This window comes from Ekhidna sp. (assembly GCF_040223195.1).
GTDB lineage: Bacteria > Bacteroidota > Bacteroidia > Cytophagales > Cyclobacteriaceae > Ekhidna.
Genome location: NZ_JAVKDX010000015.1, coordinates 543,368 through 562,550, shown reverse-complemented (window position 1 = coordinate 562,550; position 19,183 = coordinate 543,368). Strand labels below are relative to the sequence as shown.

The 19,183-nt window shown below is 42.0% G+C and carries 19 protein-coding genes and 4 tRNA genes; 14 read left to right on the top strand and 9 right to left on the bottom strand.

Going from position 1 to position 19,183, the window contains the following annotated elements:
* Complete coding sequence (locus tag RLN88_RS10005) at nucleotides 1–2,166, bottom strand: peptidase domain-containing ABC transporter (RefSeq protein ID WP_350221254.1); 2,166 nt, start codon at nucleotides 2,164–2,166, stop codon at nucleotides 1–3.
* Nucleotides 2,163–2,840, bottom strand: a complete 678-nt coding sequence (locus RLN88_RS10000; RefSeq protein ID WP_350221253.1) for a TetR/AcrR family transcriptional regulator — start codon at nucleotides 2,838–2,840, stop codon at nucleotides 2,163–2,165. Before RLN88_RS10000 ends, RLN88_RS10005 begins: the two co-directional genes overlap by 4 nt.
* Before the next feature lie 397 nt (nucleotides 2,841–3,237).
* Here RLN88_RS10000 and RLN88_RS09995 point away from each other — a divergent pair, with 397 nt between their 5' ends.
* The 3 genes from RLN88_RS09995 (at nucleotide 3,238) to RLN88_RS09985 (ending at nucleotide 6,650) form a co-directional block, all read left to right on the top strand.
* Nucleotides 3,238–4,485: an efflux RND transporter periplasmic adaptor subunit gene (locus RLN88_RS09995; RefSeq protein WP_350221252.1), complete on the top strand. Its 1,248-nt coding sequence runs from the start codon at nucleotides 3,238–3,240 to the stop codon at nucleotides 4,483–4,485.
* 56 nt (nucleotides 4,486–4,541) lie between these two features.
* Complete coding sequence (locus tag RLN88_RS09990) at nucleotides 4,542–5,252, top strand: ABC transporter ATP-binding protein (protein ID WP_350221251.1); 711 nt, start codon at nucleotides 4,542–4,544, stop codon at nucleotides 5,250–5,252.
* Nucleotides 5,253–5,348: 96 nt separating this feature from the next.
* Nucleotides 5,349–6,650, top strand: coding sequence for a TolC family protein (locus RLN88_RS09985; protein ID WP_350221250.1), 1,302 nt, complete (start codon nucleotides 5,349–5,351; stop codon nucleotides 6,648–6,650).
* Nucleotides 6,651–6,719: 69 nt separating this feature from the next.
* On the opposite strand, the gene RLN88_RS09980 is transcribed toward RLN88_RS09985, so the two are convergent.
* The 4 genes from RLN88_RS09980 to rsfS are packed head-to-tail and all read right to left on the bottom strand — an operon-like array spanning nucleotide 6,720 to nucleotide 10,758.
* Nucleotides 6,720–7,517, bottom strand: a complete 798-nt coding sequence (locus RLN88_RS09980) for a hypothetical protein (protein ID WP_350221249.1) — start codon at nucleotides 7,515–7,517, stop codon at nucleotides 6,720–6,722.
* Nucleotides 7,480–8,268 (bottom strand): UDP-2,3-diacylglucosamine diphosphatase, encoded by a 789-nt coding sequence (locus RLN88_RS09975; RefSeq protein ID WP_350221248.1) that lies wholly within the window; start codon nucleotides 8,266–8,268, stop codon nucleotides 7,480–7,482. Before RLN88_RS09975 ends, RLN88_RS09980 begins: the two co-directional genes overlap by 38 nt.
* Before the next feature lie 3 nt (nucleotides 8,269–8,271).
* Entirely contained in the window at nucleotides 8,272–10,329 is a 2,058-nt protein-coding gene (gene ftsH, locus RLN88_RS09970; protein ID WP_350221247.1) for an ATP-dependent zinc metalloprotease FtsH, read from the bottom strand.
* Nucleotides 10,330–10,380: 51 nt separating this feature from the next.
* Nucleotides 10,381–10,758, bottom strand: a complete 378-nt coding sequence (gene rsfS, locus RLN88_RS09965; protein WP_350221246.1) for a ribosome silencing factor — start codon at nucleotides 10,756–10,758, stop codon at nucleotides 10,381–10,383.
* A 44-nt stretch (nucleotides 10,759–10,802) separates the two neighbouring features.
* Between rsfS and RLN88_RS09960 the strand changes: the two genes are divergently transcribed.
* The 6 genes from RLN88_RS09960 to nadD all read left to right on the top strand — a co-directional run bounded on the left by RLN88_RS09960 (nucleotide 10,803) and on the right by nadD (nucleotide 15,332).
* On the top strand, nucleotides 10,803–11,561 hold the full coding sequence (locus RLN88_RS09960; protein ID WP_350221245.1) for a biotin--[acetyl-CoA-carboxylase] ligase: 759 nt from the start codon (nucleotides 10,803–10,805) through the stop codon (nucleotides 11,559–11,561).
* A 104-nt stretch (nucleotides 11,562–11,665) separates the two neighbouring features.
* Nucleotides 11,666–12,973 (top strand): adenosylhomocysteinase, encoded by a 1,308-nt coding sequence (gene ahcY / locus RLN88_RS09955; RefSeq protein ID WP_350221244.1) that lies wholly within the window; start codon nucleotides 11,666–11,668, stop codon nucleotides 12,971–12,973.
* A 264-nt stretch (nucleotides 12,974–13,237) separates the two neighbouring features.
* Nucleotides 13,238–13,828, top strand: a complete 591-nt coding sequence (locus RLN88_RS09950; RefSeq protein ID WP_350221243.1) for a sigma-70 family RNA polymerase sigma factor — start codon at nucleotides 13,238–13,240, stop codon at nucleotides 13,826–13,828.
* Between the two features lie 57 nt (nucleotides 13,829–13,885).
* Nucleotides 13,886–14,134: an anti-sigma factor gene (locus tag RLN88_RS09945; RefSeq protein ID WP_350221242.1), complete on the top strand. Its 249-nt coding sequence runs from the start codon at nucleotides 13,886–13,888 to the stop codon at nucleotides 14,132–14,134.
* 55 nt (nucleotides 14,135–14,189) lie between these two features.
* Nucleotides 14,190–14,759 carry a guanylate kinase gene (gmk, locus tag RLN88_RS09940; RefSeq protein WP_350221241.1) on the top strand — a complete coding sequence of 190 codons (570 nt, stop codon included), beginning with the start codon at nucleotides 14,190–14,192 and terminating at the stop codon, nucleotides 14,757–14,759.
* A complete protein-coding gene (gene nadD / locus RLN88_RS09935) occupies nucleotides 14,760–15,332 on the top strand; it encodes a nicotinate (nicotinamide) nucleotide adenylyltransferase (protein WP_350221240.1) in 573 nt (190 codons plus the stop codon).
* A gap of 1 nt (nucleotide 15,333) precedes the next feature.
* On the opposite strand, the gene frr is transcribed toward nadD, so the two are convergent.
* The 3 genes from frr to RLN88_RS09920 are packed head-to-tail and all read right to left on the bottom strand — an operon-like array spanning nucleotide 15,334 to nucleotide 17,161.
* Nucleotides 15,334–15,888: a ribosome recycling factor gene (gene frr, locus RLN88_RS09930; protein ID WP_350221239.1), complete on the bottom strand. Its 555-nt coding sequence runs from the start codon at nucleotides 15,886–15,888 to the stop codon at nucleotides 15,334–15,336.
* A gap of 20 nt (nucleotides 15,889–15,908) precedes the next feature.
* On the bottom strand, nucleotides 15,909–16,613 hold the full coding sequence (pyrH, locus tag RLN88_RS09925) for a UMP kinase (RefSeq protein ID WP_350221238.1): 705 nt from the start codon (nucleotides 16,611–16,613) through the stop codon (nucleotides 15,909–15,911).
* 53 nt (nucleotides 16,614–16,666) lie between these two features.
* Nucleotides 16,667–17,161, bottom strand: a complete 495-nt coding sequence (locus tag RLN88_RS09920) for an acyl-CoA carboxylase biotin carboxyl carrier protein subunit (RefSeq protein ID WP_350221237.1) — start codon at nucleotides 17,159–17,161, stop codon at nucleotides 16,667–16,669.
* Between the two features lie 157 nt (nucleotides 17,162–17,318).
* Between RLN88_RS09920 and RLN88_RS09915 the strand changes: the two genes are divergently transcribed.
* The 5 genes from RLN88_RS09915 (at nucleotide 17,319) to RLN88_RS09895 (ending at nucleotide 19,163) form a co-directional block, all read left to right on the top strand.
* Nucleotides 17,319–17,401: transfer RNA gene (locus RLN88_RS09915), tRNA-Tyr, on the top strand.
* Nucleotides 17,402–17,488: 87 nt separating this feature from the next.
* Nucleotides 17,489–17,561, top strand: a tRNA-Gly gene (locus tag RLN88_RS09910).
* 106 nt (nucleotides 17,562–17,667) lie between these two features.
* Nucleotides 17,668–17,739: transfer RNA gene (locus RLN88_RS09905), tRNA-Thr, on the top strand.
* Between the two features lie 69 nt (nucleotides 17,740–17,808).
* Complete coding sequence (gene tuf / locus RLN88_RS09900; protein ID WP_350221236.1) at nucleotides 17,809–18,996, top strand: elongation factor Tu; 1,188 nt, start codon at nucleotides 17,809–17,811, stop codon at nucleotides 18,994–18,996.
* A 94-nt stretch (nucleotides 18,997–19,090) separates the two neighbouring features.
* Nucleotides 19,091–19,163: transfer RNA gene (locus tag RLN88_RS09895), tRNA-Trp, on the top strand.
* Nucleotides 19,164–19,183: the final 20 nt, after the last annotated feature.

The following is a 19,183-nucleotide window of genomic DNA, read 5'->3' as shown; positions in this document are numbered from 1 at the left end:
TTAGTAAATTTCTTTTAAGATTTCTTCCATCTTTATGAGCTGATCAAATGGGCCAAATGCTTTGGTTTCACCATTTTCGAGGTATAGCACCTGATCGCAGGCTGCCATCACCAATGGATCATTGGATACTACTATGAGTGTCCAGTTTTTAGATTCATTGGTCAGCATTTCAATGAGCTTAAGTCTTTCAGCCTTTGTGAAATTGCTGAAGAAATCATTGAGGATAAGCAGGGCAGGCCGCTTCGCGAGACATCTGGCTAGCACCAGTTTGTTTACGAACGAAGACGAAAATCCTTTTCCACCGCTGAGTACCTGGGTATTCAACCCTTCCGGCAGCAGGTTGATGGCATCATTCAGTCCTACCTCCTTTATTGCATTGAGGGCATCTTCTATATCAGAGGTCGGTTTCCCTACAAGGATATTTTCCAGGATTGAGCCTTCAAAAATATCTTCCTGGGATACGTTTTTGCCTATTTTATCCCTGATATAAGTGGAATCAAGATCCCGAAGGGACAGATCATTGTAAGTGAGAATACCTTCATATTTCTGATGAATGCCCGCAATAATATTAGTGAGTGTGGTTTTACCTGCACCACTTCCTCCGCTTATGCACATTGATCCACCCTGTGGGACCTCAAATGTCAGCCCTTTGAGAGATGGCAGCTTTGAGCCGGGGTAGGTATAAGAAACACTATTCAGAGTTACCCTTAGCCCATCAGCCAGCTGGGATTCTGGGATGTCGATCCCTCCGGTTCGCTCCAACGGCAAATCTGTAACATGGGAAATTTTATCGACTGCCGTGAGCATATCATACACCACATCCATATACATGATAATCTTCTCCACAGAGCCAAGTACCAAAATGATGATCACCTCGGAGGCCACAAACTGACCCAAAGTGATCTCCCGCTGCACCACCAGGATGGTTCCTAAAATGAGCAATCCCCCGGTGACGATCGCTTTAAAAAGCAAAATGAATGAGTACTGAGAGATGAGCACTTTGAAATGTGCACTTCTGTTTTTCAAATAATTGTTGACGAAATAATCTGTCTTTTTGAGAGGGAGCACTGTATTTCCAGCAAGCTTAAACGAGTAAAGTGTTCGGGCCATTTCTTCCAGCCAGTACACTACTTTGTATTTGTATTTCGATTCCTGAATGGAAGTCTTAAGCCCCTTTGGCCCGGTCAGGTAGAAAATTAAAAACAACAACCCGACTAATCCTAATCCAAACAGGATGAAAAATGGGTGATAGAAAGACAAAAGAAGCAATCCGAAGAAAATTTGAATGGCGCCCGTAGAAAGATCAATCAAAAGTTTTGGTAATCCCTTCTGTAGCGTCAACACATCAAAAAATCGGTTCATCAACTCCGGCATGTGGAGGTCTAGCACGGACTCCATCTTGATCCTGGGCACTCGGAATGCAAACTCAAAAGCTGCTTTGGTAAAGACCCTTCTTTGGAGGTATTCCACAATCGTGATTTGCAAAACCTGCAACACCCCCGTTCCTAAAACTCCAATAATAATGAGTGAGATGAGCACATAAACTGAACTGAAGAATACACCCCCGGCTATCAACTCCACGGCCGCCTGAATACCCAGAGGCAGGGTCAAACTGACCAAACCAATAAGTGCAGCATATACATACACGTAAAAAATATCCTTCTTTTCAGCAGATAATAGACTAATAAGGCGCTTCACCGGGGTAATCATAGAATCTTTCGATCCTTCACCCATAAAGCTCTGATAGGCAAAACAGGAAAGTGTAAAAACCTCGCCGTTCTTATTGGTAGATAAATCAATTTTGCTAAAGTCAGGTACGTTCAATTGCTGAATTTGCCCGGTGGAAGTGACAAACTCAAGAATGATCTCTGAGCCCTTTTGCCTGATAAAGGCCGGATGAAAACCATTGTGCTGAATGAAGACAATGAGCGGGGATTTATTATCCTTGATGAAATTTCTGAGCGTACTTCTCTTCATGTACTTCTCTATCAGTACAATCCCACTCTCATTACCTGCTTCCACCAGGTCTCTCTGGAATTCAGCCAGCTCATCGTTGGAGTAAAATCGGGAAATGATGTCAACCCGTTCAAGCTGCGAAATATTCAAATCAATATCCAGCTTGGTGGCACACTCCTGCAGACACCTGATTATCTGTTGGTTGTTCATTTTTCTAAAGTTTTGAAAATGGTTGACATTAAGAAGTCAAGGTTTTTGGCATAGATGTCATCATCTTTTTTAATATCCGTCAAAGCCGGAAGGTGCTGAGCAAAAAATATTTGCTGATGAGCCGCTTCCAGGCATGTACTGGTAAGCGAGTGTGGATATGGAAAATCCGGGTTGATCTCCTGCATAAATCGGGCGATGGTGATACAAAGTGATTTGTACCCTTTGAAGAGCCCCTCCTTATTATCATCGTCTACATTTTTGGTCAGATAGGTTTTGTCAGATTCCAGAATCACTACCCGTTGAAGAACGCTTTCACTGATTATCGAAAAGTTGTCATCATCTTCCAGTTTATGTGTGATGAAACCAATCGCGATCCTGAGCTTGTCCCGGGGATCAGAAATATTGTGGGTTTCATAGGTGATTTTGTACTCCAGATAGGTCCAGTACCAGGCGATGAGATAGATCAGCAACCGGTGTTTGTTTTCAAAGTAGCGATAGATGGAAGCTTCAGTCGAGTTGATTCTGATAGACAGTTTTTTAAAGTTAAATGCCTCAAAACCGATCTCATCAATCAAATGAATGCTTTGATTGACGATTCGCTGACCCAGATCACTAGACTGTGGATCCCTCAGATAAAGGGAAGAATTAAGTTGTAATTGTAGTTGTGCTACCATGATAGTTACGCAAGCTATTCAAAATAATAGTATTACTATCAAACGAATTTACATTCAATTGGTTTATTATTTTTTTTTAAACCGATTTTTAGCTAAACTTGAAGTCATTAGTCCTTTTTATTTTGAGTTTTTGACCTTTGGGTTCAGGTGTTAGTCCTCCTGAACCTTTTTTTATGCCTTTTCGGCAGCATCCATTCCCATTAACTTTTGTTTTCTATTGTTTCCGGTTTTTTAGATCTGGTGATCGCTGGCGTACACTTTTATGTTCCATTCTGTACACGGGCTGAGATCAGGTTTCCCCCACAATTGACGTAAGTATCTGTTATTTAAGCTTTTAAGATTAATGGCATTTTTCTTGGCATAGTGGGCAATCGAAACCTAAACGACCAAATTGTCAATGGACAGAAAGATTAAAAAGAAAAAGTGGACCGCTAAGAAAATTGCGATATATGCTGGAGCGGCATTACTAGTCATTTTTATAGGCTATAACTTTTTTCTATCTGGTGGTGGCACCAGGCTCAATGTAGAAAGGAACAAAATCAATATTGCTACCGTGCATGAGGGTGACTTTCAGGAGTTTATCCCTGTGGATGGAAACGTGCTTCCGATCAAAACCATCCGATTGGATGCGATTGAAGGAGGTGTGGTTTCCAAAAAGCACTACGATGGAGGAATCCTGGTGGATAAGGGAGATACGATTCTGGAACTTGCCAATAATGCACTTTTGCAAAGTTTCGTAAGAGAAGAAACCCAGGCGTTTATTCTTGTAAACAATGTAGAGAATACCAAGCTGAACCTACAGAGAAACCAATTTGAGCTGAGGAGAAACCTTCTTCAGTTAGACTATCAGATTGATGCGGCCAAGGATGCTTTTGAGCGAGGCAAGAAGCTTTACGACGATAGCATAATTTCGGAGCAGGAGTATCTTAATCTGAAAAGGGAGTATGAGAGATTGGTGGATAATAGGAAGATTCAGTTAGAATCTAACAAGTTTGATTCCCTTGCTTCTGTTACCCAAATCAGGCAATCGGAAGCTACTCTGGAGCGAACCCGGGAAAACCTCGAGATGATCAAACGGAATCTCAACAACCTGTACATTAAGGCACCAATCGAAGGAAGACTGTCTACTGTAGACGTTGAAGTAGGGGAATCCATTGCACCCGGACAGAACATCGGACAGATCGATGACCTAAATGGTTTCAAGGTTCGTGCAACTATTGACGAACATTATATATCTAGAATATATACGGGCTTGAATGGAACGTTCACTTTTGCCGGAAATGATTTCGGCCTGGCCATTACAAAAGTGTACCCTGAAGTGAACAATGGGCTGTTTGAAGTGGATATGGCGTTTGATACAATCCCCAGAGGGATAAGAAGAGGGCAGACGCTTCAAATCAGATTACAGCTCAGTGAAAACATCACAGCGGTGCAAATCCCGAGGGGAAGCTTTTATCAGACGACTGGAGGTAACTGGATTTTTGTAGTGAACGAAGATGAGACAGAGGCTGTGAGAAGGGATATCCGACTGGGTAGGCAAAACCAGCGCTACTATGAAGTGGTGGAAGGATTGCAACCTGGGGAGAAAGTTGTTGTCTCTTCATACAGAGGATATGAAGACAAGGATATCCTGGTGATAAAGTAACCTAACAGAAAACAAAAAGTATTTAAATAGAACCCAAAGACTAAACTCAATAAATCATGGAAAACGCTAAAGCACTTATTAAAACAAAAGATTTAAAGAAGTTCTACTACACCGATGAGATTGAAACAACAGCACTAGCTGGTGTGAATATGACGATCAAAGAAGGCGAATTTGTTGCCATCATGGGTCCGTCTGGGTGTGGTAAATCGACACTACTCAATATAATTGGACTATTGGACAATCCTTCCGAGGGTGAATTTTATTTCACTGATCTGGAAATTTCTAACTACAAAGAACGCCAGAGAGCTGACCTGAGAAAAGCGAATATTGGTTTCGTATTCCAGAGCTTCAACCTGATCGATGAGCTTACTGTATTTGAAAACATCGAGCTACCATTGATCTACCTGAAGTACTCTGCCGCAGAAAGAAAGAAAAGGGTGGAAGAGGTGATGGAGCATATGAAAATTATGCACAGAAGAAACCACTTCCCTCAGCAGCTTTCCGGAGGTCAGCAACAGCGTGTGGCTATCTCCAGAGCTGTGGTGGCTAAGCCGAAATTGATCCTTGCGGATGAGCCTACTGGTAACCTGGACTCTGCAAATGGACAAGAAGTGATGAACTTACTTACTGAGCTAAATGAAGCTGGGACTACAGTAATCATGGTAACTCACTCTCCTGTGGATGCAGAATATGCACACAGAGTAGTTCACTTATTTGATGGTCAGATTGTTTCTGAAAACATCAATGCAAAAGAAGCTTTAGTGTAATTCTCTTCATACTTACACATACACAGTTCCCCGTCTATTCTGGTCAGGATAGATGGGTGCACTGTACCTTGAAAACCTTTGAAAAGACCTTAAGACATGCGAAAATTTATTTTCGGAATATTATTATTAGTTGGGATCATCGCTGTAGCCCAAGACTCTGTGAGGGTGCTTACCCTTCAGGAGTGTATTGATATGGCTCTAGCAAGAAACCTTACCATAAAGCAGAATCAGAATAATCTTTTTGGAGCTCAGTCCAATAAGCGGCAAGCATATTTTAATTTCTTGCCAAACCTAAATGCGAACATAAACCACTCGTATTCGGATGGTAGTGATATTGTAGCGGGAGATGTGATAGCATTCACAAGCTGGAATGGCCGGCCCAATGTTTCGTCCAATCTGGTGGTGTTCAACGCATTTGCAAACCATCACCTTTTGAATAGAAGGAAGCATGAATTTGAGTCTTCAAGGTATCAATTGGAAGACTCAAAGATTACTATTAGAGCCACTGTCATTCGGAATTATCTAAGTGTCCTGGTCGATACTGAGAATGTCCGTATTTCAACTCAACGACTGGAATTTTTGGAGGAGCAGCTGGAACGAGAGAAGAAGAGGGTTTCGGTTGGTGTGGGGAATTTGGAAACGGTATATAATTTCCAATCTCAGGTGGCTAATGAAAAACTGAACAATGTGAACTTGAAAAATCAGTATCAATCTGATCTTCTAAACTTACTTCAGTCTATTCAAATTGAAAATTATCAGGGGGTTCAACTTAAGCCGTTAGATATTGAGGATATTGAAATCTTAGTAGAGTATGACGATTATGACCAAGTTCTACAAGAAATATTGAGTTATTCTTTTAGGTTGAAAAGTGCTGAGGAGAGTGAGATAGCTGCAAAATCTGTGCTGAAACAGGCGAGAAGTAGCAGATACCCAACCCTGTCACTGTTTGGTCAGCATGCTCGAAATTATACTTCACAGAATGATATAGACTATACTCAACAAATCAATAACACTCCGACCAACTTTGCACAACTGAGTTTGCAAATTCCAATATTCGCACGATATCAGACTCAAAACTCTATTGATAATAACAAAGTGGTATTTCTGAATGCACAACTTCAAAATGATCAGGCTATGTTAGATGTCACTAATGCAGCTCAGAGAGATTATCTAGACCTTGTGTCAGCACAAACCTCATTTCAAACTGCACAAGAGAATTATGAGGCGCTTAATCAGACGTTCGAGTTTATCAAGAAAAGATTTGAAACAGGGAACACAGACTTTTATTCTTACCTCGAGAGTCTGAATAATAAGAATAGGGCGGAGGCTCAGCTAATTAATGCCAAGTATACGATTGTGCTGAGAAAGCAAATCCTCGATCTCTACAGGGGGAAGTAATCACATCAGAATATTATTTACCGGAGGTGTCACCTCCGGTATTTTTTTTGCCCATAGTAAAAGAGGGGGCTAATCAATCAGCTTATAGTATGCCAGCTCCTTTTCATCAATAAGAAGGTATTGATCATTCAACTTCAAACCTCCGCTTATTTCATAAGGAAGTTTAATCGAAGAGTTAAACTCACCTTTATTGATATCTATCTGATGGATCATGCTTGAAGTAAAAGCATGAATCATTCCAGATGATACCTGAAAGTTCAGCATCCCTTCAATCTTTAGTGACTGTACAAACCCGCCAAACTGATCAAAGAAGTGCAGGCCTTGCTCGTCAGCTATGAATAGAAAATTTTGGTATGCCTGCATTTTTCTAATATTGTCACCGATGGATATCTGAGCTTCGAGTATGGTACTTTTCCTTAGCGGATTGATTTTCTTTAATCGCTGGGGGTTATTTTCTAATACCCAGATGTCTCCATCCGGGGAGGGGCAGGCCATCATGCCAATTTCGGTCCCCAAATCTGATAGTTGATAAATTTTTGGAACAGAAGAAAACCGATCCAGAATCGTGATTTGCTGATTATCAAAATAAAAAAGGAAGGGCCTGAGATTATTTTGCACATCAATCAACGAAATGGGGGAGTTGTTTGAAAGCGCAAAGTTTTCCAGCAAGTCGCCGTTTGCATTTCTTTTTTCCAGGCTCCCGTCAGTGTAGCCAATGAAAAAATTTCCCTGAATATCCGCAGAATAAGCAGTCGCTGTTTTTTTCAAGCTATGCTTTTTCACTTCCTCCCATTCTTGTGCCATGGCCAAAAATGGGAGGAGGAAAAGGCTAACCTTCAAAAGTCTTGAGTACAGCTTCGGATCCATCAAATTCCAGATAGGGGCATTCATTCACCCATTCACCTAAGTTATAGTAAGTGGATGTATCTGAGACGGGGAGTGCTAAAGAAAGGTGCCTATGGCCAAAAACATAGAAGTCGTGAGGATTCTTCTCGTTTACACTTTTGCAGTATTGCCAAAGCCCTTCTTTCTCTCCTTTAAAGACTTCATCGAATTGGTCGTTTGCTATCCGGCTATTTCTGCTCCAGGACTTTGCAATGCTAATCCCCACATCCGGATGTATCCATCGAAATAGCCACTGGCAAAGTTTATTGGTAAAGATTGACTTGGTGATTTTATAGCGCGTGTCACCCGGGCCTAGTCCATCGCCATGCCCGATCAGGAATTTTTTGCCACGGATTTCCAGCTCTATGGGCTTTCGATAAATGGGTATTCCAAATTGTTTTGGAAAATAATCAAACATCCACAGGTCATGATTGCCCGTGAAAATGACGATAGGGATACCTCGGTCCCTTAGCTCGGCAAGCTTGCCTTGAAATCGAATGAACCCCTTCGGGATTGTGGTTTTATATTCAAACCAGAAATCAAATAAATCGCCCAACAAAAAAATGACTGAAGCATCTTTCGATACATGCTCCAGCCATCTTACTATTTTTTGCTCCCGCTCTAAGCTTTCTGTTTCATTTGGAATTCCTAAATGGAAATCGCTAGCGAAATAGACTTTTTTATTGGAAGGTAGCTCCTTTAAAGAGCTGACTAGCTCAGGATTTACCTTCATGTGCTATTCGCTTTTTTCTGTGGTCTCCTCCTTTTCCACTTCCTCTTTCACGTCATTTTTTACCTTGTCCAGGTCATCTGTCTTTTCTTTCTTCCCCTTTCCATCTTCCTCATCAGATACCCCGTTGGTAAAGGCATCATAGGTAGTCGGTGTTTTAAACGGACGCTTACCAATAAGGCCTTCCAAATCAGATTGGAAAATAATCTCCCGCTTCAATAGTTCTTTAGCCAGAATTTCCAATTCTTTTTTCTTGGAAAGAAGTAGCTCTTTTGTTCTGGCATAAGCCTTGTCGATGAGGATTTTCACTTCCTTGTCTATCAGTTCCGCTGTAGCGTCAGAGTATGGTTTTGTGAAGTTGTAATCGGATTGTTTTGAATCGTAGAATGAAACATTGCCAACCTTATCATTCATACCATAAACTGATACGATGCTATAGGCAAGTTTGGTGATTCGCTCCAGGTCACTCAAAGCTCCTGTGGAAATTTTTCCAAAAATAATATCCTCAGCTACCCTGCCACCTAATGCCATGCACATCTCATCAAAAAGTTGCTCTGTCTGATAGAGAAACTGTTCTTTAGGAAGGTACTGGGCGTATCCAAGTGCGGCAACTCCACGAGGGACAATACTCACTTTCACCAATGGATCGGCGTGCTCCAGAAACCAGCCTGCCACTGCATGGCCTGCTTCATGATAGGCTACAATTTTCTTTTCCTCCGGAGAGATGATTTTATTCTTCTTCTCCAGCCCACCAATCACACGGTCAATCGCATCATGAAAGTCGTCCATATCCACCTTGGACTTGTCTTTTCTTGCAGCAATAAGTGCAGCTTCGTTACATACGTTGGCAATTTCAGCTCCTGCAAATCCGGGAGTCTGCGCAGCGAGTTTTCTGGTGTCCACATCTTTAGAAAGCTGGATAGGCTTAATGTGTACTTTGAAAATAGCCTCTCGTCCCACAATATCCGGCTTGTCTATGCTAATCTGGCGATCGAATCTGCCTGGTCTTAGAAGGGCTGAATCCAATACATCCGGTCTGTTTGTGGCGGCCAATATGATCACGCCAGCATCCGTGGAAAACCCATCCATTTCTACCAGAAGTGAGTTCAACGTGTTTTCACGCTCGTCATTAGAGCCGGGCATTTGCCCTCTACCTCTTGATCTGCCGATTGCATCAATCTCATCAATGAAGACGATACACGGAGCTTTTTCCTTAGCCTGCTTGAAAAGGTCTCTCACCCTAGCGGCTCCTACACCCACAAACATCTCTACGAAATCTGACCCTGAAAGGGTAAAAAATGGTACACCGGCTTCACCGGCCACCGCTTTCGCCAATAAGGTCTTACCTGTTCCCGGAGGGCCGACAAGCAATGCTCCTTTCGGAATTTTTCCACCAAGCTTGGTAAATTTTCCGGGATTTTTAAGGAAATCAACAATCTCTTTGATCTCCTCTTTGGCTTCCTCCAAGCCTGCGGCATCTGCAAAAGTGATCTTCACCTTGTTTTCCGCATCAAACAGGGATGCCCGTGATTTTCCGATGTTGAAGATTTGTCCGCCGGGACCACCGCCTCCGGTCATTCGCCTCATCAGAAACCAGAACCCAAAGATGAGAAGGATCAGGAATCCCCAGTTGAAGAATATGTTGGTGTAATCTCCCCGCTCTTCTATCTTATAATCGAATCGCTGATCTTCCGGGATGTCAGCCATCAATTCTTCAAAATCCCTTACAAACTTTTCAATACTAACAATCTCTACTTTATAGTGTGGGCCACCGCCACTATTCAAAATGCTTTTATTTTGATCGAGTTCAATCTGGTACTTGGTGTTGCTGAGGGCCTCCGGTTTAAGCGTTATTTCTATGAAATCCTGGTTTTTTATGAGCACTACCTTCTGCACATCGTTGGATTTCACCATTTTCTCAAAGGATCGGTAGGTGGTTGTTACCGCACCACTGTCATTCGAGAATACAGTCAATCCTATAACCAGCGCGAGTAGTCCTCCTATAAGCCACCCTTGAAATCCGGGTCTTGGCTTTGGTGCATCTTTTCTTTTTTTATCGGGCATTCTTTTGTTCCTCCTGTAAAATTTCTGTTAGCTAAACGGGTAGGGTAGGTATTAGTTCTCTTCGATGCGGGTAATTTTCGCATCTCCCCAAAGCTCCTCTAATCCGTAAAAAATTCTTTTTTCTTTATTAAATACATGCGCTACAACATCAATGTAATCCAATAAAATCCATTCCTTGTTTTGCTGTCCTTCCCGCTTCCATGGATTTTGCTTCGATCGCTTGTGTATTTGAGCTTCTATAGATTCTGAAATAGCGTCAATTTGCGTGTCAGAGTTACCACTACAAATAATGAAATAGTCGGCAATTGCATGCTTCACTCCCCGCAGATCCATCACCACTACGTCAAGGGCTTTCTTATCCAACATCCCTTCTACCACCCACTCACTCAGTATTTCCGAACTGACGTCTTTACTTACCTGCTGATTCACTAATAGTTAAGAATTAATTTTGCCGCAAATTTACATTAATTCTATTGCATAAAATCTTTGCCAAACCCTTATTCTTAGGTAAAAAAGTGGTTTTCCTGCCACAATGTCACTCCACGAATGATGAGCTGGTCTCTTTGGCGAAAAAATCCGTTGAACCAGAGGGCCTGGTGCTTTACACTGATGACCAAACGAAAGGAAGGGGTCAGCGTGGAAATGTGTGGCTGGCCGAGCCTGGCAAAAATATATTGATGTCGTTGCTCCTTCGCCCAAAATGGCTGGCTCCAAATGATCAATATTATCTGAATCTGATAGTTGGTCTTGCGATGTTGGATATGCTTAAATCCCATGTCAATGGGGAATTGGTGCTGAAGTGGCCAAATGATGTTTACCTAAGCGAGAAGAAAATTGCTGGCATTCTCATCGAGAATAGTATGCGTGGAAGTGTCCTTGAATCATCTGTAGTTGGTATTGGATTGAATGTGAATCAAAAAGGCTTCAATCTATCTTCTGCCACTTCAATCTATTTGGAAACGGGTAAAGAACAGGACAGAGTGGAAATGATGGAACAATTGCTCATTTATCTAGAGCAGTGGTATTTGAAACTGAAATCAGGGAGTCAGGTATACATTCTAAATGAGTATCATAAATCAATGATGTGGCGCGGAGAACTGCGAACCTTTAAGGTAAACGAGGAGGAATTTGAAGGGGAGATTCTAGGAATTGACTCTAATGGCAGACTGACAATCAATGAAAGGGATAAGCTTCGGAACTTTGGAATTAAGGAAGTCAAGTTTGTCAGGTAGTCTACTTTGTCAAACCTAAGATGGAAGGCTTGAACCTAAATCACCAATGATGGTTATATCTTTGCAAACCCAAAAAAGAAATTAACTCTAGAAATTTTTAAATAATGAGCGTAACTACTGAAAAGTACAAAGTAAAAGACATTGCCCTTGCAGACTGGGGGAGGAAGGAAATCGGACTTGCTGAGGCAGAAATGCCCGGTTTGATGGCCCTCCGCGAAGAGTATGGAAAGAGCAAACCTCTAGCCGGGGCACGAATTGCCGGCTGCCTTCACATGACCATCCAGACAGCCGTATTGATAGAGACGCTGGTGGAGCTCGGAGCAGAAGTCACCTGGTCTTCATGCAACATTTTTTCCACCCAGGATCATGCAGCGGCAGCTATAGCTAAGTCAGGTGTTCCTGTATATGCCTGGAAGGGAATGAACGAAGAAGAATTCGACTGGTGCATCGAGCAAACGCTTTTCGCATTTGAAGGAGGAAAGCCTTTGAACATGATCCTTGACGATGGTGGCGACCTCACAAATATGGTTTTGGACAGATATCCTGAATTGGTGAAAGACATCAGAGGTTTGTCCGAAGAGACAACAACCGGCGTTCACCGACTTTACGAGCGAATGAAAAAGGGCACCCTCCCAATGCCGGCGATAAATGTGAACGACTCAGTGACTAAGTCAAAATTTGACAACAAGTATGGCTGTAAGGAGTCTTTGGTAGATGCGATCAGAAGAGCAACTGATGTGATGCTCGCTGGAAAAGTAGCTGTGGTTGCAGGTTATGGAGATGTTGGGAAAGGTTCGGCGGCTTCACTCAGAGGAGCGGGAGTACGAGTGATTGTGACCGAGATCGATCCAATTTGCGCACTCCAGGCTGCTATGGACGGATTTGAAGTGAAGAAAATGTCTGATGCAGTTTCCAGAGCGGATATTATTGTGACTGCTACAGGTAATAAAGATATCATTCGAGGGGAGCATTTCGAGAAGATGAAAGACAAAGCGATTGTTTGCAACATCGGCCACTTCGATAATGAGATTGACATGGCGTGGTTGAAAAAGAATCATGGCGGCTCTCATATTGAGATCAAACCTCAAGTAGATCTTTACAATATCAACGGAAATGATGTGATCGTCCTGGCTGAAGGAAGACTTGTGAACCTTGGCTGTGCCACCGGTCACCCGTCTTTCGTGATGTCAAATTCATTCACCAACCAAACGCTCGCGCAAATTGAGCTTTGGAAAAATCATGAAAACTACGAGAATGCCGTGTACATGCTACCAAAGCATCTGGATGAGAAAGTAGCTGCTCTCCACCTGGCGAAGATTGGTGTGGAACTAGAGACTCTATCAAAGGATCAGGCTGATTACATAGGTGTAGAGGTGAAAGGACCATTTAAGCCAGAGTACTACAGATATTAAGAAATTTTTTCTTCGAAAGAGAGGATTCTTCCCAAATGGAGGAATCCTTTTTTTATGCCTGCGCTTTTACTGCCTCATTGACAGGCTTTTTGGGATTGGCAGGCTTTTGGTGTATCCTTAGGTGAGATGAATGTGTCAGGTATTGAACAAAAGGTTCCAATACCGGTTCAAATAAGAGGAAATAAAAAAAATAAGAAACTTTATTTAGAACAAATCTAAATTCATCACGTACACTGATGTACATACACACAAATTGTGAAGAGAATGACCAATCAAGTAGATACTCCAGCTAAAAGATCATATTCAGAAGCTAAAAAAGTACACGTTTTTGATCATGAGTTTATGCCTCATATCGACTCGATGTACAATTTCGCCTACCGTCTGACTTTCGATGAGGACGATGCGAAGGATTTAGTTCAGGATACTTATATGAAAGCTTTCCGATTCATCAACTCCTTTCAGGAAGGTACCAATGCCAAAGCCTGGCTCTATCGAATTTTGAAGAATAGCTTTATAAATGACTACAGGAAGAAAAGCAAGCAGCCAGCCAAAGTTGACTATCAGGAGGTAGAGCAGTTTTACAATTCAGAGGATACCCCGAGCAATGCCACGGTAGACTTGAGATTGGAAACCACCAAGGATATGATAGGAGATGAAATCAGCAATGCGCTAAATTCGTTGGCGGTTGATTTCAGAACCGTGGTGATCTTATGTGACCTGGAGGGCTTTACCTACGAAGAAATGGCTAAAATCCTGGACATTCCAATAGGCACGGTTCGGTCCAGATTACACAGAGCGAGAAATTTGCTGAGAGAGAAGTTGGGTACTTATGCCCTTTCCATGGGTTACAACTAATCAGGAACTTTTTTTACAATCTCACCATTCCATACCTAACCAAACAGCATTTTAATAATGTCAGATTGTCCAGATTGTGGTTGTAGTGATTTTGAGAAGTGCCTGAGGATTTTGAACCTCATATTGGATAATGAAGCCACTCCGAATCAGGAACAGTTTTTCAACACTCACATTGAAAAGTGCATGGTCTGCTTTGCGCATTATAATGTGGAAAAGCAGATCAGGGAATTGCTTAAGACAAAGCTCAACAACAGGGCCATCCCTAGCTCACTTGCTGAAGATATCAGAAGTAAGATTGTTCGCTAACTAAGTATCCCGTTTCTGGGGTTGACTCCTGAATTATTCAGGTTAATTTCGCGTGATGGAGGGAAAGGCTATCATATTTTCAGCACCATCAGGAGCAGGCAAGACTACCATCGTACATAGCCTGCTCGACCGAATCCCAAGCCTGAGGTTTTCCATTTCAGCAACCACACGATCAAAAAGACCAACTGAAATTGATGGTCGGGATTATTACTTCCTTTCGGTAGAAGATTTCCATTCAAAGCAGGAATCAGGTGAATTGCTGGAGTGGGAGGAGGTTTACAGTGGTACGTTTTATGGTACCCTGCAAAGTGAAGTAGAGCGCATCTGGGCCGATGGCAACCACGTCATTTTTGATGTAGATGTGAAAGGAGGGAAGAAGCTTAAACAGATCTTTGGTGGGCAGGCCCTCTCCGTTTTTGTCAAGGTGAAGAGTGAAGAAGTGCTTCGCGAAAGACTTCAGATGAGAAATACCGAGGATGATGAGACCTTAAATATGAGAGTGAGCAAGGCTGCCGAGGAAATGAAAGAGGAAGTTCATTTTGACAAAGTGGTGCTAAATGAAAATCTGGATGTGGCCATCAATGAGGCAGAATCACTCGTTAAAAACTTCATAAGTATCAAATAGATGGAAGTTGGTCTCTTTTTCGGTTCGTTCAATCCTATTCACACAGGACATATGATCATCGCCAGCCTGGTGAAGGAGACTACCAATGTGGACGAAGTGTGGTTTGTTGTCAGCCCTCAAAATCCATTCAAAAAAAACAATAATCTGCTGCATGAATTTGACAGACTTGATATGGTCAATGCGGCTATTGGAGACGACTATCATTTTCGATCCAGTGACATTGAGTTCCATATGCCTCGTCCCAGCTATACCGTTGATACCTTAACCCTGCTGCAGGAGAAGTATCCGGATAAAAAATTCCATCTCATCATAGGTGAAGACAATCTTGCTTCATTCCCTAAGTGGAAAAACCATGAGAAGATATTGGAACATTTCGGGTTGATCGTCTACCCAAGGCCTCACTCCAGGCCAAGTGATCTTGTTAATTCAGAAAATGTCAAAATGATTGAAGCTCCTGAGGTTGATATATCGGCTACTCTAATCAGAAAGCTGATTAAAGAAGGTAAATCAATTAAGTATCTGGTGCCGGATGCGGTTGCAGCTCTGATAAAGAGTAAGGGACATTTTCAATAACCTACACGGTCATTATGTCTTTTTCCTTACTCTCAACTAATGAATCAATCTTAGCCGTGTAAGTGTCAGTGAGCTTCTGCACATTATCTTCCGCATTTTTCACCAAATCCTCAGATACTCCATCCAGTTTTTTAAGGGCATCATTGGTCTCTTTCCGGGCATTTCGAATGCTTACCTTGCCCTTTTCTGCTTCTGCCCTTACTTGCTTCATCAGGTTCAATCTACGCTCCTCCGTTAGTGGAGGAATATTTATTCGTATTTGCTCCCCGTCATTTTGCGGGTTGAAGCCAAGGTTACTGTTGATAATGGCCCGCTCGATTTCCTGAAGCATATTTTTCTCCCAAGGCTTCACACTCAGTGTCCGTGCGTCAGGGGTAGTTACACCCGCCACCTGATTCAATGGGGTCATACTGCCGTAGTATTCTACTTCTATACCATCAAGCATGCCGGGCATGGCTTTTCCCGCCCTTATTTTTGAAAATTCAGTTTTGGTATGGTCGATGGCTTTTTCCATCATTTCTTTAGCCGTATCCAGGTAAATTTCAATTTCTTCCATGGGTGAAAATTAAGAATTATCTAATGAATAAGGGTTCCTACCTCTTCCCCGGCCACAATTTTCTGAAGGTTGCCGGAAGTGTTCATATCAAATACAATGATTGGCAGGTTGTTTTCCTGACACAATGTAAATGCCGTCATATCCATGATGTTCAGGTTCTTTTCGTATGCTTCCTGAAAGGAGATGTTGGAATATCTTTTGGCGTTTGGATCCTTTTCCGGATCCGCGGAATACACTCCGTCCACTCGTGTCCCTTTCAAGACTACATCCGCTTCTATTTCTATAGCACGCAGACTAGCCGTGGAGTCAGTGGTGAAATACGGGTTTCCAATGCCTGCACCAAAAATGACCACTCTGCCTTTTTCCAGATGACGAATTGCTCTTCTTCTTATAAAAGGTTCACAAACCTGTTCCATTTTGAGGCCAGACATCAGGCGTGTATACATACCTTGCTTTTCAAACATGCTCTGAAGCGCCATTGCATTGATTACGGTAGCCAGCATGCCCATGTAATCACCTTGCACACGATCTATTCCTGAGGCTTCCGCTTCCACTCCTCGAAAAATATTCCCTCCTCCGATTACCACGGCCACTTCCACACCTTCGTTGACAACCTTTTTTATTTCCTCTGCATATTGGGTTAGCCGTTTGGAATCTATTCCGTGCTGCTTATCCCCCATCAGTGCTTCGCCGCTTAGTTTTAGTAGTATTCGTTTATAGGTCATTTGTTAGTTTGTGAAAGGATAAAATCGTGCAAATATATAAGTATTGATGTCGGTTATTCGAAAGAAATGAGCACTTGGTTCTTTTCCACATTCTGTTTTTCAGCAACGTAAATTTTACTCACCTTGCCCTCACCGGATGATTTTATTACATTCTCCATTTTCATGGCTTCCAATACTAAAAGCTGATCCCCCTGACGAACTTCATCACCTTCTGCAACTATTATATTTAATATAGAGCCAGGCATAGGAGCTTTTATGTCCTTCACAGCCGTACTGGCTGCTACATCCATACCAAGCTTATCCAGAATCTGATCAATGTGGTCAGTCACAGAAACATTCAGCAATTGGTCATTTACTTTAAGTTTCATTTCCTTGCCTTGTCGCTCCACCACATCTACACGAAAAATTTTAGTGCCTTTAAATACCTTAAAAGAGGTCTCATTGATCTTAAGAATCTCACCATCAAATAACTCGTCATTAATGAAAACTTCGTCTTTTTTGTTTTCTACCTTGATTTTATCGGCATCATCGACCTTTACTTCTATCATATGAATGGTATTTGAAATTCAGTTGGTCAAAAATATGGATTGCATTAGATTTTTTATCTAAAAATGAAATTTGATTAGTTCAAAAAACCATATACTTTTGCAATCCTTTTTCTGGGAAGCATCCGGGAAAAGTAGTTCTTGAAAGTATTTATTATAAGGGGAGATACTCAAGCGGCCAACGAGGACAGACTGTAAATCTGTTGGTGTATTCCTTCGCAGGTTCGAATCCTGCTCTCCCCACTTTGAGAAATCTCAAATCTCAAAATACAAATCTCAAATCATTAATGTTTTTGTGATTTCGTTTTTGATGTTTGGAATTTTAATCAAGCGGGTGTAGCTCAGTTGGTAGAGCGACAGCCTTCCAAGCTGTAGGTCGCGGGTTCGAGCCTCGTCACCCGCTCAATTTTCATTGAGCAATCAATGGAATGAGCTTTGAGTTACTAGGTCAGAGTTTTAGTTCAAGCAAGTCTTACAACTTAGAACTTTGGACTTGCAACTTAAATTAAGCCGATGTAGCTCAGGGGTAGAGCGTTTCCTTGGTAAGGAAGAGGTCAGGGGTTCAAATCCCCTCATTGGCTCTTATTCAAGGAATGAATTTAGAAAATAGAGTAATAACAATAAATTAAACAAAACGAGGATTATCAAGCATGGCTAAAGAAACCTTTGATCGTTCGAAACCACACGTAAATATTGGTACAATCGGACACGTTGACCATGGTAAAACAACTTTAACTGCAGCAATCTCAGCAGTACTTGCTAGTAAAGGATTGGCAGATATTAAAGACTTTTCTTCTATAGATAACGCACCAGAAGAAAAAGAAAGAGGTATTACCATTAATACTTCACACATTGAGTATCAGACTGAAAAACGTCACTATGCTCACGTTGACTGCCCTGGTCACGCAGATTATGTAAAAAACATGGTAACTGGAGCTGCTCAGATGGACGGAGCTATCATCGTGGTAGCTGCTACTGACGGACCAATGCCACAAACAAGAGAGCACATCCTTCTTTCAAGACAGGTAGGTGTACCAGCTCTAGTGGTATTCATGAACAAAGTGGACTTGGTTGATGATCCGGAACTACTTGAATTAGTAGAAATGGAAATCAGAGAGCTTCTTTCTGATTATGATTTCCCAGGTGATGATATCCCTGTAATTCAAGGTTCTGCTCTTGGAGGTCTTAATGGAGATCCTAAGTGGGTAGAAAAGATTGAAGAGCTAATGAACGCAGTGGATGAATACATTCCACTTCCTGAAAGAGCTGTTGATAAGGATTTCTTGATGCCGGTTGAAGACGTATTCTCAATCACTGGACGAGGAACCGTTGCTACTGGTAGAATTGAAAGAGGTGTGATCAACTCTGGAGATCCTGTAGATATCATTGGTATGGGAGCTGAGGGACTTAAGTCTACAATCACTGGAGTAGAGATGTTCCGTAAAATCCTAGACAGAGGAGAAGCTGGTGATAATGTTGGTCTTCTTTTGAGAGGTATTGAGAAAGATCAAATCAAAAGAGGTATGATCATTTGCAAACCAGGATCTGTAACTCCTCACGCTCACTTCAAAGCAGAGGTTTACGTTCTGTCAAAAGAAGAAGGTGGACGTCACACTCCATTCTTCAACAAGTACAGACCTCAGTTCTACTTGAGAACTACAGACGTAACTGGTGAGATCATGCTTCCAGCAAACATCGAAATGGTTATGCCAGGTGATAACGTAACTATTGATGTTAAACTTATCAACCCTATTGCACTAGAGAAGGGATTGCGATTTGCGATTAGAGAAGGTGGACGTACAGTAGGTTCTGGTCAGGTAACTGAAATTCTTGATTAATAAATAGTTATCCCGAAAGACATAGTCTTTTGGGATTTGTTTATAAAAACTGATTACTCTAAATTTGCAGTCCTTTTGGGGACTGCATTTTTTTACGGGTGTAGCTCAATTGGTAGAGTAGCGGTCTCCAAAACCGTTGGTTGGGGGTTCGAGTCCCTCCTCCCGTGCTTTTAAAACGAAGGAAAAT